We start from the raw sequence: 13,361 nt of genomic DNA on the forward strand, positions 1-13,361 counted from the left end.
GGTGCGCCTCAATAAACCATCTCGGCCGCGCGCGCGGTCGCGCGGGGCGTCAGGATCGACGTTGTTTGTGCCGCCTCATGGGCCGCCGCATCCGGCGCAGCCTGAGTCGGTTCTTGCGCCGATACCGTCACCCGCGACGCCGCCGTGCTACCAGCGACATCAGCGGCCTGGGCCTCGGCGCTGGCCCAGCTCAGCATCTCTTCGGCAAGCTGGCGGAAGGCCATGGCCGAAGGCGATGCGGGAAACGCGCTCGCCACGGGCTTGCCGAGCGAGAGCGCCAGTTCTACGTGCCGGTCTTCCGGCAGATAACCGGCAAAGTCGATCCGGGTGTTCAGATACTGCCCCACCGTGTTGGCCAGGTTGCCGAACACGCGCACGGCGGAGTCCACCGAATGCGCACCGCACACCACGGTGCGGATGCCGGCGCCGCTACCTTGCAGCACAGCGGTTTTCTTGAGCAGCGTGTACGCGCTCTTGATGCCTTCCGGACCGTCGGTGAAGGTCAGCAGCACGTCATCGCAAGCCTCGGCCACGGTGGCGAGCGCGCGGGTACCGAAATGCGCGGCCACCAGCGTCACGTCCGCCTTGTCGTCGTACTGTTCGAGCATGCCCGCCACAGCCAGCATGGTCTGCGCGCTCACCACGGCGGCGTCGCGGCCCATGGCGGACAGCGCAATGCGCAGGTTGTCGACAAAGTCATCCACCTGCTCTTGCTCGCCGATCACCAGCACGCGGCGGCTGGCTGCCTGACCGAGCATGCGGCGCAGCCCGGCGGCTTGATCCTTGGCGAAAGGTGTGGTCATGCTCGCCCCCTTGTTCAGGCGAAATCGAAAGCGGCCAGGCCCGGTTCGCGGCTGCGTGCGGCGCCTTGCGCCACCAGCAGCGATTCATCTGAATCCAGCGCGAACGACGATTGCTCGGCACTTGCACGGAAGCTGCGGTGGATCAGCAGCTTCTTGTTCGGTACTGCAATGTCCTCCGGCACACGCTGGCCGTACGACACGTAGTGCAGCGGCAGGCGGCGGCGGATCATCACGTCCATGGCGTGGCCCACCGATGCAGCCTCGTCGATCTTGGTCAGAATGCAGCCGGCCAGGTTGGCATCGCGGTAGGCGCTCACCACTTCGTCGAGCGTCTTGCCGTTGCTTGCAGCGTTCAGCAGCAGCAGGCGTTTGATCGACGGGCCCACAGCGTGCAGCATCGCCATCTGTTCAGACACCGCGCGATCGCGCTGGCTCATGCCGATGGTGTCGATCAGCACGACGTGTTTCTCACGCAGATCATTGAGCGCCAGGCTCAGGTCTTGCGCGTCTTTCACGGCATGCACCGAGACGCCCAGGATCTTGCCGTAGATGCGCAGCTGTTCGTGGCCACCGATCCGGTAGCTGTCGGTCGACAGCAGTGCCACGCGCGAGGCACCGTGGCGCAGCACGAAGCGCGCAGCCAGCTTGGCGGTGGTGGTGGTCTTGCCCACACCCGTCGGGCCCATCAGGGCAAACACGCCGCCCTGGTCGAGCAGGCTGTTTTCATCCGACACGGTGGTCAGGTTCTTTTCAATGGCGCGTTGCACGAAGTCCAGCGCACCCTCATACGTGTCGTGCTGCGGCATGTTCTCGAGCACGTAGCGCGTGAGCTGCGCCGAGAAACCCGCGTTCAGCATGGTCTGGAACAGGCGCGTGCGCACCGGATCGCCCAGCTTCACGCCCAGCGAGGCCAGGCTCGACATGGCGTCGGTCAACGTGCTCTTGAGCGTTTCGATCTCGCCCACCATGCGGCGGGTCATGGCGTCGGTTTCCGCCTTGATGTCGGCCTTGATGGCCGAGCGCTGCAGGCTCACGTCTTCGCGCGGGGCGTCCGGTTTGGCCATCGAATCCTCCATGCGGACGAAGATGTCGGCCGGGTTGACGCTCTCAACTTGCGGTTGCGGGCGGCCAATCTGCTGCTCGGCAGCGCGCGTAGCGCGTGCCTGGGCTTCCACGCGCTCGGCAAACGAGCGCAGCGTGGTCGGCTGGTCATCCTGCTCACGCTGCGATTCACGGCGAGCGGCCGTGCGCTTGATCGGCTCGACGGGTTCGTCTTCCGGCACCACGGTGCGGCGGGCGATGAACTGGGCCGTGCTGGCCAGCGTCTGGGCGGCATCTTCATTGGCGCGATCCAGCGACAGGCCTGCCAGCATGCGGGTGGAGGCCACCAGCGGGTCCACACCCAGCAGCGTTTCCGATGCGCCGAGCTCCACGTCGTCATCCACGCGGGCTTGCAGCTTGCGGCCGGCGGCCGGCTCAGCCAGCGCGTCTTCTTGCACTGGGGCTTGTACGGCAGCGCGGCGCGCAGCGGTAAAGCGGTTGCGCAGACGGGCCAGTGCATTCGGTGCGGCCGACGTTTCGGCCTGGGCCACAGCTTGCACTTGCGGCTCGGTGGGTGCCTGAGCTGCTGCCTCGGCCACCGGTGCGGGCTCCGGAATCGGAGCCGGCATGCTCGGGCGGCGTTGTGCGGCCTTCGGCGCGGTCGAGTGCGTATCGACCAGCGCATCCAGGTGCGTATCGGAGGCGGCGATGACCTCGATGCCGCCCGGCACGGCGCGGTTCGAGAGGATCAGCGCGTCGTCGCCCAACTGGTCGCGCACTTTACGCAACACGTCGCGCGACGTCAGTCCGGTGAATCGATGCATTTTCATGCGCGGCCTCCAAGCATGGCGACAACCTTAATCGTTCGGTGATCTGGAATTTCAGCGTGTGACAGCACGCGCAGGCTGGGTGCGGCACGCTTGAACAAGCGGGCCAGCATGGGGCGCAGCGCGGGCGGTACGAGCAGGACGCCCGTCTGGCCCATCTGTTCGTATTGACGTGACGAATCCGCGGCCGCTTGCATGAGCGAATCAGCCAGTTGCGGTTCGATCGGGCCGGCTGAGCCGGCATGTGCGCCAACGATGCTTTGCAGCAAGATGTTCTCCAGATTCGGGTCGAGCGTAACGACCTGCATTTCGTTCTTGGCCGGAAACAGGTGCTGGGCGATTGCCCGGCCCAGCGCGATCCGCACGGCGGCGGTGAGTTCGGCGGGGTCTTGCGTCCTGCCTCCGTGCTCCGCCAGCGTCTCGACGATGGTGCGGATGTCGCGGATGTGCAGGCCTTCGTCCAGCAGGTTCTGCAGCACCTTCTGCACGGTCGCGACGGGCAACAGCTTGGGCACAACGTCTTCGACCAGCTTCGGTGCTTCCTTGGCCAAATGATCGAGCAACTGCTGCACTTCCAAACGGCCGAGAAGCTCGGTGCTATGGGTGTAAATCAACTGATTGACGTGCGTGGCGATGACCGTGCTGCAATCGACAACGGTATAGCCCTCGGCCTGCGCGCGATCGCGCACATCGGCGGTGATCCACATGGCCGGCAGGCCGAAGGTCGGGTCCACGGTGGGGGTGCCCGGCAGCTGCGTGCCCAAGCGTTCGCCATGCCCGTCCTGACCGCCCGGGTTGATGGCCAGGAACTTGCCCTGCTGCACCTCGCCCTGGCCGATTTCCACGCCCTTGAGCGTGATGCGGTACGACGACGGGCCCAGCTCCAGGTTGTCGCGAATGTGCACAACCGGCGCCAGAAAGCCCATGTCCTGTGTGAATTTCTTGCGGATGCCCTTGATGCGGCGCAGCAGCTCGCCGTCCTGGCTCTTGTCGACCAGCGGGATCAGGCGGTAGCCGATCTCCAGACCCAGCACGTCGACCCACGACACGTCGTCCCAGCTCGCTTCCGGTGTATCGACCGGGGCAATGGCCTGCAGCACCGGTTCCGGCTCGGGAATCTCGCGGCGCTTCTTCAGGTACCAGCCCAGATAACCCAGGCCGCCGCCAAACAGGATGAACGGGATGTGCGGCATGCCCGGCACCAGGCCCAGCAGGCCGATCACGCCGGCGGTGGTCATCAGCACCATCGGCATGGCAAACAGCTCGCTCGACAGTTGCTGGCCGACGTCCTTGTCGGTGGACACGCGGCTGACCATGATGCCCGCCGCGGTGGAGATCACCAGCGCGGGAATCTGCGCAACCAGGCCGTCGCCAATGGTCAGCAGCGTGTAGTTGGTGGCGGCGTGGCCGATGTCCATGTTGTGCTGGAGCACGCCCACGGCCAGGCCGCCGATGATGTTGATCAGCAGAATGGCGATACCCGCCACCGAGTCGCCACGCACGAACTTGCTGGCACCGTCCATGGAGCCGAAGAATTCGGCTTCCTGGGCGATGGTCGTGCGGCGCTTGCGGGCTTCGTCTTCACGGATCAGGCCGGCGTTCAGGTCGGCGTCAATCGCCATCTGCTTGCCGGGCATGGCATCGAGCGTGAAGCGCGCGCTGACCTCGGCGATCCGGCCCGCGCCCTTGCTGATCACCATGAAGTTGATGATCACCAGGATGACGAACAGCACGATGCCGACGGTGTAGTTGCCGCCCACCAGGAAGTGGCCGAACGCCTCGATCACCTTGCCGGCGGCGTCGGGGCCGGTGTGGCCTTCCATCAGCACCACGCGGGTGGAGGCCACATTGAGCGACAGCCGCATCAGCGTGGTGATCAGCAGGATGCTGGGGAACGACGAGAAATCCAGCGGCCGCAGCGTGTGCATGCTGATCAGCAGCACCATGATCGACAGCGCGATGTTGAACGTGAACAGCAAGTCCAGGATGAACGGCGGCAGCGGCAGCACCATCATCGCCAGGATCAGGATGATCAGCACCGGGCCGGCGGCGGAGCGATAGTCGCCCTGGCGCAGGAAGCTGGAGACTCGGAGCAGTGCGGCGTTCATCTGGACGGGGGTGCCAACGTCGGGGCGGCGGGGGGCTTTTCGATGGGTGCCATCTTGCCGGGGGAGACACCAAATCGAAGAAGCGAGAAAGCCGCCCAAAAGGCGGCTTTTCTTTGAAATACCCTCCCATCGGGGGGTGCGCTTATGCCCCTTACTGCCGCCTAGCAGGGTGCGGCGTGCGCCGCAGCAGACTTCCATGCAGAATCGCGTACCCAAATGGGCTGTGCCAATCCTGACCCTGAACCGCCCCCCCTGCGATACCACTCGCACTGCAGCAGCGGCCTGGCAGTGTTCCATGCGGCCAGGGGCACTGGGTATGGGACTTGCAAATCATCCTGAAACGCCCGCCCACCAGACCCGGATCCACGCACGCCGCACAAAGGCGGTGCATTGGCCGGTGCGTGGATGCACCAACCCGATCATAGGCAACGTTCAATGAAGCGCCCCACATCTGCATTACTGGACATACACGATTGTTTGCCGCACTGGCCGTTCATGCGATGAGCGGCGCCATGGACCATCAGCTTCATCACGCAAGCAGCACCGTTGCGGCAAGCAGCCCCCATGCAGCCGGACACACGATGCTTGAGGACATCTATGGCATGGCCGTCGGCATGATGTTTATCGTGACGGGGGTGGTGTTGCTCAGCGCGGCCGGACTCGTGACCGGTGGCATTGCCGGTATCGCGCTGCTCGTGTCGTATGTCGCGCCGTTGTCGGTCGGCACCATTTTCACGTTGGTCAACGTGCCGTTTTTCGTGTTTGCCTATTTCGTGATGGGCCCGCGTTTTGCCATCAAGTCGACGCTGGCCAGTTGTGGCATCACCCTCCTGCTCGCGTTGACGCGGCAGGCCTTGCACATCGATTTTGAGAGCCCGCTGTTTGCAGCACTGGTGGGCGGAACGCTCAACGGCATGGGGGTGTTGGCGCTCGCCCGGCATGGCTCTGGCGTTGGCGGCACGGGCGTTCTGACGCTCTGGCTCCAACGCGCGCATGGGATCAATGCGGGGATCGTGCAGGTGGCCATCGATTCGTTGATTCTGCTGACATCGCTCCTGGTGATCCCGACTGGCCGCGCGGGATGGTCGGCGCTGAGCGCGGTTGCCATGAGCGCGATGGTGATCGCATGGCACCGCCCGGGTCGATATAACGTCGTGGTGCGGTAGCGCCAGTCGGGGCCTCACCGGCGGAAGCATCAACGCTGGGATTGCCGATCCTTTATTGCCGACCCTTATTGCCGACCCTTACGCGTTGCTGGTGACGTCGTCAGCGGCGTCTTCGGGGCCAGCGTTCGTGGGATCGGGCCCTGGGTCCATGTCGGCGGGCACCGGCAGATCGGTCGGGCGCTTCGGAGCACGGCCGCCCACCTGATGCAGGCGACGCAGCTGGTAGACGTAGGCCAGGACTTCCGCCACGGCGGCGTAGAGCGCTTCCGGGATCTGGTGCCCGATCTCGGTATGCCGATACAGCGCACGCGCCAGCGGCGGCGCTTCCAGAATGGGGATCTTGTGCTCGGTGCCCAGCTCTCGGATCTTGGCCGCCACCAGATCGGCGCCCTTGGCCAGCACGCGCGGTGCGCCGCCTTCCTTTTCGGAATAGCGCAGCGCCACGGCGTAGTGGGTCGGGTTGGTGACGATCACGTCGGCCTTGGGCACGTCGGCCATCATGCGACGCTGGGCCGCTTGGCGCTGCAGGTTGCGGATGCGGCCCTTGACGTGTGGATCCCCTTCAGACTCGCGGTGCTCCTTGCGCACTTCTTCCTTGGTCATGCGGTGCTTGCGGGCGTATTGCCACAGCACCAGCGGCACATCCACGGCGACCACCAGCAGCATCACCGCGGCCATGCAGAGAAACGCTACACCGGCCACGTGCATGACATCGCCCATGGCGGCGCGCAGGTCCTGCTGGGGCAGCTCCATGAACTCGCCCCGGTAGTGCAGGATCAGCCCCCAGGCGACGCCACCCACCATCGCCAGCTTGAGCAGCAGCCGAGGCAACTCCAGCAGCCCTTCCACCGAGAACATGCGCGTCAAACCCTGCAGCTTGAACAGGCGCGAGATGTCCGGCTCCAGCGGCTTGAACGAGATCGCCCCGCGCGTGAGCGCCAGCGGCGTGAGCGCGGCCAGGACCAGCATGAGAACCAGCCCGCCCAGCACCGTGGCCAGCGGCGTGAATTGCGCGCTGATGTAGATCCACTGGTCTTGCGCCCGGGTGTAGTCGTAGCGGTGGAACTCCAGGCAGCGCGCCAGAAACGACGACGCGGCCCGCACGATCGACTCGCCCATCACCCACAACCCGCCGGCACTGACGGCCAGCAGGGCGAACGAACCCAGTTCCCGTGATTTGGGAACGTCGCCTTCTTCGCGCGCCTGCTCGAGGCGCCGCGGAGAGGCGGGTTCGGTTTTTTCGAGATCGCTTTCTTCGGACATGCCGGGAGGCGAGGGATGGATGGGTAGACGCTCGCATTATTCCGGCACCACGCGCTTGCTAAAGCGTGGAGAAAACCGCCTCAGGCAGGCTTTTTCCGTGGAATGACCGGCCCGCGCCGCCCAACGGCCAAAGTCTCAAAACAGCTGCTTGATAACACTGGCTTAACAAAACACCCTCCACCGGCCACTACCATGCGCCGCAGTCACATGCACTGCGGCGCATACGGTACGTCGGGCAGTCCAACCTCGTCATGCAGGAGGGGATATGCGGTGGCAGTTCAAGGCCGGGGCCATCCTGGCGGCGGCAATACTGGTGTTTGCAGGGGTGCGGCTGTTTTCGGCCGATGCTGCCGATGCGCAGCCGGTCGATCCGCCAAGACAAGCCGCTGCGGCCACGCCGCCCTCGCCTGCCCCAGCACCTGCCGGCACACCACCACCGCAGGCCGCCCCTGCATACAAGCCACCGCCGCCGCCCGAGCGCTCGCTGCCGCCCCGCTTTACCGATTACCTCGCCCGCGAGTACCCCAACTCCACCGCTACCCGCCAGGCCCTCACGCAGATCGCCTATGGCTGGAGCGAGGCCGTCAACGACGTGCGCGGCCCGCACGACGCCAAGCTGGCCGGCAACGACATCGCCCGGGGCATCGCCTGCGCGCTGGGCCCGGGTGTGCTCGCCAGGACCGGCGTCGACCAGCAGACGATGCTCGACCGCATCAAGAACGCACGCGCCGTCATGCTCGACAACGACAGCGACACGATGGCCTATCTGCGCTTCCAGTCGCTGGCCGGCGGCCAGTACTTTGACGACCCCGGCGCCGCCTCGTGCAGTTTCGATCCGGCCACGCTGCCGAACTGAGTTTCCCGCCTGACTTCACCCACGCCCTCACCACGCACCAAGGAGACTGCTGCATGAAGAAGATGAAGAGACTTGCCCCCGTCGTGCTCGCCGGTTCGCTGCTCGCCGCGCCCCTGAGTGTCCTGGCGGCTACCCCCGGGTCGGCCATCGTGTTCGTCAACGGCATCAACAACACGTTTGACGATGCGGTTGCCAGCCTGCAGGTGCTGAAGACCCAGCTCAACGCCCGCGACAAGAACAACACCTACCTCTACGGAAACGCCTACAACGCCACGCAAGGCGCGTTAAGCGACATCTACCAGGTGTTCAAACAGAAAAGCGTAGAAGGATCGAGCCCGGCCGATTTCTGGCGCGCCATCGACGGCAACAGCCTGCCGGCAGGCGGCATGAATGCGGCACTCCAGCAAAAGTACATCGACATCCTCACCAAGAACGACATTCCCGAGCTGCCGGACCACCTGAACCAGTACCGCAACTATCTGAAGGCGCAGCGCAAGGTCGTGCTGGTCGGCCACTCGCAGGGCACGCTGTACACCAACTTCGAGATCAACCTGCTGGTGACGGGGCCGGACAAGGCGCAGGGCAAGATCAGCGCGGTCAATGTGGGGAACGCGGCGCGCTATCAACTGCCGGGGTCGACCTACCTGACGTCGACCTCCGATACGGTGATCGGCGCATTGAGCCTGGTGCAGACGGTGCTGCCCGCCAACTACTCGCTCGGCTGGCACCCGCTGTCTGACGTGCTGGGCCATTCGTTCGCGAAGATCTACATGAACGCGAGTTACAGCGCGGCGGGCCAGATCCTGCAGCAGGTATCGCAACAAGCACGCAACTGAACGCAGGACTGAGCAGACGTGCGGTTCGCAATAGCGCCGCACGCCTGCATGGCAGCGGCAAGCGCCTGCCACGTCATATCGACCTGCGGAAAACTTCGTCGCCTTACACCGGGTGCGTCCATAGCATGACCCGTTCTTTTCAAACCAGAACGGACCAACCGTCATGTCACCCGACCGAGCCATCTCCCCTGCCTTGCCCTTGCATCAACGTGCGCTGGCTGCGCTGCTTGCCGGCGCCATTGCCACACTCACTGCCTGCGGCAGTGATGCGCCGCCCGGTACATCTGCCGGTACCGTGGCCGACAGCAGCACGCCCACTACACCGGCGCGCAAGCCCAACATCCTCTACATCATGGCCGATGACCTCGGCTATTCCGACATCCATGCCATGGGCGGGGAGATCGACACGCCCAACCTCGATGCCCTCGTGCAAACAGGCCGGCTGCTGACCAACCACCACGCCGGCACCGTCTGCGCCATCACGCGCGCGATGCTCATCTCGGGCACCGATCACCACCTCGTGGGTGAAGGCACCATGGGTGCGCCCAATGACGAGCGCGCAGGGCTGCCCGGCTACGAGGGCTATCTGAACGACCGCTCGCTCTCCGTCGCGCAACTGCTCAAGGACGGTGGGTATCACACCTACATGGCCGGCAAATGGCACCTGGGCAATGGCATTCCGGGCAGCGCGGCCAACCTGGGCAAGACGCCCGACCAGTGGGGCTTCGAGCGCTCGTATGCGCTGCTGCCGGGCGCGGCCGCCAACCACTTCGGGCACGAAAATGCCAACGCCAAGAACTACACGGAAGACGGCGCCTACGTACAACCGGGCCAGCCTGGGCAACCGGGCGGCACCGGCGGCAGCCCGGCCGTGTTCTATTCGACGGATTTCTACACGCAGAAGCTGATCAGCTACATCGATTCGCACAAGGGCGACGGCAAGCCGTTCTTCGCCTATGCGGCCTATACCTCGCCGCACTGGCCGCTGCAGGTGCCGGACCCGTGGCTGCACAAATACGCGGGCCGCTATGACGCGGGCTACGACGTCATCCGCAACGCGCGCATTGCGCGGCAGAAGGCGCTGGGCATCATCCCGGCCGATTTCACGCCGTTTGCCGGCCTGCCCGGCACGACCACGCGCCCGGCGGCCTCGCCCAACAACGGCACGGCCAACGCGCGCTACATCAACGCCAACCACGGCCCCGCGCAGGGCTATACCGACTACGGCCCCGGCTACGTCAACAAGAAGTGGAGCGACCTCACGCCGCTGGAGCGCAAGGCGCAAGCGCGCTACATGGAGATCTACGCCGGCATGGTCGAGAACCTCGACTACAACATCGGCCTCTTGATCCAGCACCTGAAAGACATTGGCGAGTACGACAACACCTTCATCATGTTCCAGTCGGACAACGGCGCGGAAGGCTGGCCGATCGACTCGGGCGCAGACCCGAAGGCCACCGATGAAGCCAATGCCACCGACCCGATCTACTCCAAGCTCGGCTCCGACAACGGCTTGTCTGCCGCGCAACGCCTGCAATACGGCCTGCGCTGGGCCGAGGTGAGTGCCACGCCGTTCAACCTGGTCAAGGGGCACGCTGCCGAAGGCGGTGTTTCCGTGCCGGCCATCGTGCGCCTGCCGGGCCAGACGCAGGCGTTGCCGCCCATCACGCGCTTTACGCACGTGACGGACAACACCGCCACCTTCCTGGCTGTGGCCGGCATTACGCCGCCCAGCACGCCGGCGCAACCGGCTGTGGATGGCAACGGCGTCGACCAGAACAAGGGCAAGGTGCAGTACGGCAACCGCGCGGTGTATCCGGTGACGGGGGTGTCGCTGCTGGCGTCGATCCAGCAATCTGCGGATGCGGGCCCGATCCACACCCAGCCCTTTGGTGACGAGTCGTACGGCCGTGCCTACCTGCGCAGTGCAGACGGCCGCTGGAAGGCACTGTGGACCGAACCGCCGCTGGGCGTGGCGGATGGCCACTGGCAGCTCTTCGATATCTCCAAGGACCGCGGCGAGACCACCGATGTGTCTGCTCAGTATCCGGATGTGGCGGCCACGCTGTACCAGCAATGGCAGCAGTACATGAACAGCGTCGGCGGTGTGGAGCCCCTGCGCCCGCGTGGGTTCTATTGATGGCTGCCAGCGTCAACCTTCGCAAGCGCGTGCGCTGGGTGCTGGCGGGCGCGGCGCTGGCAGCCGCCGGCACCGTGCTGCTGCACCCTGCCGGCGGCAACATGGCGGCACCGCTTGTCGCCAATGCAGCCAACGTGGTCAGCGCGCACACCGCACCGCGCCTGCCGCTGGGCACCAGCGAAGCCTGCGGCCGCTACGCCGGCCTGCCGCCCGCTTGGCGCCAGGACACGCGGGCCGGCATGGTGCATGTGAGCAGCGGCAGCTTCACCTTTGGCACCACGCTCGGCTACCCGGACGAGCGCCCCGCTCAGGGCGCCGGCAAGACCCGCGTGGGCGGCTTCTGGATCGACCAGACGGAAGTGACCAACGCACAGTTCGCCGCCTTCGTCACCGCCACCGGCTACGTGACCGACGCGGAGCGCCAGGGTGGAGCGGTGGTCTTTCACGTGCCGGACACGGCGGAGTTGCAGGCGCGCCCGTACGCGTGGTGGCGCTGGGTCAAGGGCGCAGACTGGCGGCACCCGACGGGGCCCGACAGCAAGCTCGTCGATGTCGACAACCAGCCCGTGACGCGCGTCACCCAGGCCGATGCGTTGGCCTATGCACACTGGCTCGGCCACGACTTGCCGACCGAAGCGGAATGGGAATACGCCGGCAAGGCCGGACAGGACGGCGCCGACCTGGAGAAGGCACCGCGCGATGGCAACGGCAAACCCGGTGCCAACTACTGGCAGGGCATCTTTCCCGTGCTCGACACGGCGGAGGATGGCCGCGCCGGCATTGGCCCGGTCGGCTGCTATGCGGCCAATGGCTTCGCGCTGTACGACATGATCGGCAACGTGTGGGAATGGACGCGCGATGCGTACACCGGCCCGCACCAGTCGCATGCAAACGGCGACACGCGCGCCGTAGCCGCGCTGGATCAGCCACAACTGTTTGGCCGCAATGGCAGCCAGCCGAATCGGCCGACGGTGATCAAGGGGGGCTCGTTCCTGTGCTCGCCGGATTTTTGCGTGCGCTATCGGGCCTCGGCACGCGAGGCACAGGAGGCTGACCTGCCCGCCGCACACATCGGGTTCAGAACGATCCTGCGCGACTGAAACACCGCCTCCGGAAATGAAAACGCCCGCCAAATTGGCGGGCGCCGGCAGCAAACGGGGAGCGTTGACAGCCGATTCAGATGCTCAGAAGCCGAGGCTTTCCAGCAGGTCGTCCACCTGCTCTTGGCTACCGACCACGTCTGGGTGGTCCGGATTGATCTGCGGACCATTCAGCAGCGACGTCGACGACGCTTCCGTGCGCAGATGCTCGGGTGCGTTCTCCAGCAGGATGCCAACCAACTGGCTTTCAATCAGTTGCACGACATCCAGCACCTTCTTGATCACCTGGCCGGTCAAATCCTGGAAGTCCTGAGCCATCAGGATTTCCATGAGCTGCTGGTTGGTGTCGCGCGTCTTTTCCGGAACGCTGCGCAGGAAGCCGTTGGTCTGGCCGACCAGATCACGGATCTCTTCGTCGCCCAGTTGGCGGTCCATCCACGACTGCCAGCGGGTGACCAGCGCTTGGGCATCGGTTTCCAGCGCGTCTTGCACCGGGCGGGCCGCGTCGATGGCGTTGAGCACGCGGGTGGCCGCCTGCTCGGTCATGTTGGCGATGTAGTTCAGGCGGTCGCGTGCGTCTGGAATGGCCGATGCGGCCTTCTCCACGCCCTTGTCCAGACCCAGCTCACGCATGCTTTCACGCAACATGCGCGTGAGGTGGCCGATGCGCTGGAGCATTTCCGGCATGTCGCCGTGGTCGACACCTTCTGCGACCGGCGCGAGGGCGCCATCAAGCATCTCGCTCATCACGCCCCCTTTTCGATCTTCTCGAAAATCTTGCCCAGCTTTTCGTCCAGCGTGGCAGCGGTAAAGGGCTTGACCACGTAGCCGTTGGCACCGGCCTGGGCGGCGGCAATGATGTTTTCCTTCTTGGCTTCAGCCGTCACCATCAGCACCGGCAGCTTGCTGATAACCGGGTTGGCGTCGCCGCGGATGCTCTGCAGCATCTGCAGGCCATCCATGTTGGGCATGTTCCAGTCCGAGATCACGAAATCGAACCGGCCTTCCTTGACCTTGGCCAGGCCGGCGGCGCCATCTTCGGCCTCGTCGACATTGGCAAAACCGAGTTCCTTGAGCAGGTTACGCACGATCCGGCGCATCGTCGGAAAATCGTCGACGACGAGGAATCGGTACTGGCTCTTGTCCATGGACACAATCTCCGCAAACTAACTGAAATGGGGGGTTTCGGGCTTCCTTGGCAATCTTATCGGCGCCAGGAGC

At 65.2% G+C, this 13,361-nt stretch carries 11 protein-coding genes; 5 read left to right on the forward strand and 6 right to left on the reverse strand.

Annotated elements, in window-relative coordinates:
* Positions 1-8 precede the first annotated feature (8 nt).
* The 3 genes from F7R11_RS17760 to flhA are packed head-to-tail and all read right to left on the reverse strand — an operon-like array spanning position 9 to position 4,779.
* Positions 9-803: a MinD/ParA family ATP-binding protein gene (locus F7R11_RS17760; protein WP_021192826.1), complete on the reverse strand. Its 795-nt coding sequence runs from the start codon at positions 801-803 to the stop codon at positions 9-11.
* 14 nt (positions 804-817) lie between these two features.
* Positions 818-2,674 carry a flagellar biosynthesis GTPase FlhF gene (gene flhF / locus F7R11_RS17765; RefSeq protein ID WP_064806573.1) on the reverse strand — a complete coding sequence of 619 codons (1,857 nt, stop codon included), beginning with the start codon at positions 2,672-2,674 and terminating at the stop codon, positions 818-820.
* Positions 2,671-4,779: a flagellar biosynthesis protein FlhA gene (flhA, locus tag F7R11_RS17770; RefSeq protein WP_021192828.1), complete on the reverse strand. Its 2,109-nt coding sequence runs from the start codon at positions 4,777-4,779 to the stop codon at positions 2,671-2,673. Before flhA ends, flhF begins: the two co-directional genes overlap by 4 nt.
* 512 nt (positions 4,780-5,291) lie before the next feature.
* Here flhA and F7R11_RS17775 point away from each other — a divergent pair.
* Complete coding sequence (locus tag F7R11_RS17775) at positions 5,292-5,945, forward strand: YitT family protein (RefSeq protein ID WP_064808995.1); 654 nt, start codon at positions 5,292-5,294, stop codon at positions 5,943-5,945.
* A 78-nt stretch (positions 5,946-6,023) separates the two neighbouring features.
* Here F7R11_RS17775 and flhB read toward each other — a convergent pair whose 3' ends face one another.
* On the reverse strand, positions 6,024-7,208 hold the full coding sequence (gene flhB / locus F7R11_RS17780) for a flagellar biosynthesis protein FlhB (protein WP_064806571.1): 1,185 nt from the start codon (positions 7,206-7,208) through the stop codon (positions 6,024-6,026).
* A gap of 265 nt (positions 7,209-7,473) precedes the next feature.
* On the opposite strand from flhB, the gene F7R11_RS17785 reads away from it, so the two are divergent.
* The 4 genes from F7R11_RS17785 to F7R11_RS17800 all read left to right on the forward strand — a co-directional run bounded on the left by F7R11_RS17785 (position 7,474) and on the right by F7R11_RS17800 (position 12,140).
* Positions 7,474-8,064, forward strand: a complete 591-nt coding sequence (locus F7R11_RS17785; protein ID WP_064806569.1) for a hypothetical protein — start codon at positions 7,474-7,476, stop codon at positions 8,062-8,064.
* Between the two features lie 62 nt (positions 8,065-8,126).
* Positions 8,127-8,900 carry a hypothetical protein gene (locus F7R11_RS17790; RefSeq protein ID WP_064808994.1) on the forward strand — a complete coding sequence of 258 codons (774 nt, stop codon included), beginning with the start codon at positions 8,127-8,129 and terminating at the stop codon, positions 8,898-8,900.
* Between the two features lie 163 nt (positions 8,901-9,063).
* Positions 9,064-11,040: an arylsulfatase gene (locus F7R11_RS17795; protein WP_064806567.1), complete on the forward strand. Its 1,977-nt coding sequence runs from the start codon at positions 9,064-9,066 to the stop codon at positions 11,038-11,040.
* A complete protein-coding gene (locus tag F7R11_RS17800) occupies positions 11,040-12,140 on the forward strand; it encodes a formylglycine-generating enzyme family protein (RefSeq protein ID WP_064806564.1) in 1,101 nt (366 codons plus the stop codon). The genes F7R11_RS17795 and F7R11_RS17800 overlap by 1 nt, the downstream gene beginning before the upstream one ends.
* A gap of 84 nt (positions 12,141-12,224) precedes the next feature.
* Here F7R11_RS17800 and cheZ read toward each other — a convergent pair whose 3' ends face one another.
* Positions 12,225-12,887 carry a protein phosphatase CheZ gene (gene cheZ, locus F7R11_RS17805; RefSeq protein ID WP_064808993.1) on the reverse strand — a complete coding sequence of 221 codons (663 nt, stop codon included), beginning with the start codon at positions 12,885-12,887 and terminating at the stop codon, positions 12,225-12,227.
* Entirely contained in the window at positions 12,887-13,288 is a 402-nt protein-coding gene (cheY, locus tag F7R11_RS17810; protein WP_021192836.1) for a chemotaxis response regulator CheY, read from the reverse strand. Before cheY ends, cheZ begins: the two co-directional genes overlap by 1 nt.
* Positions 13,289-13,361 lie beyond the last annotated feature (73 nt).

Source organism: Ralstonia insidiosa, assembly GCF_008801405.1.
Lineage (GTDB): Bacteria > Pseudomonadota > Gammaproteobacteria > Burkholderiales > Burkholderiaceae > Ralstonia > Ralstonia insidiosa.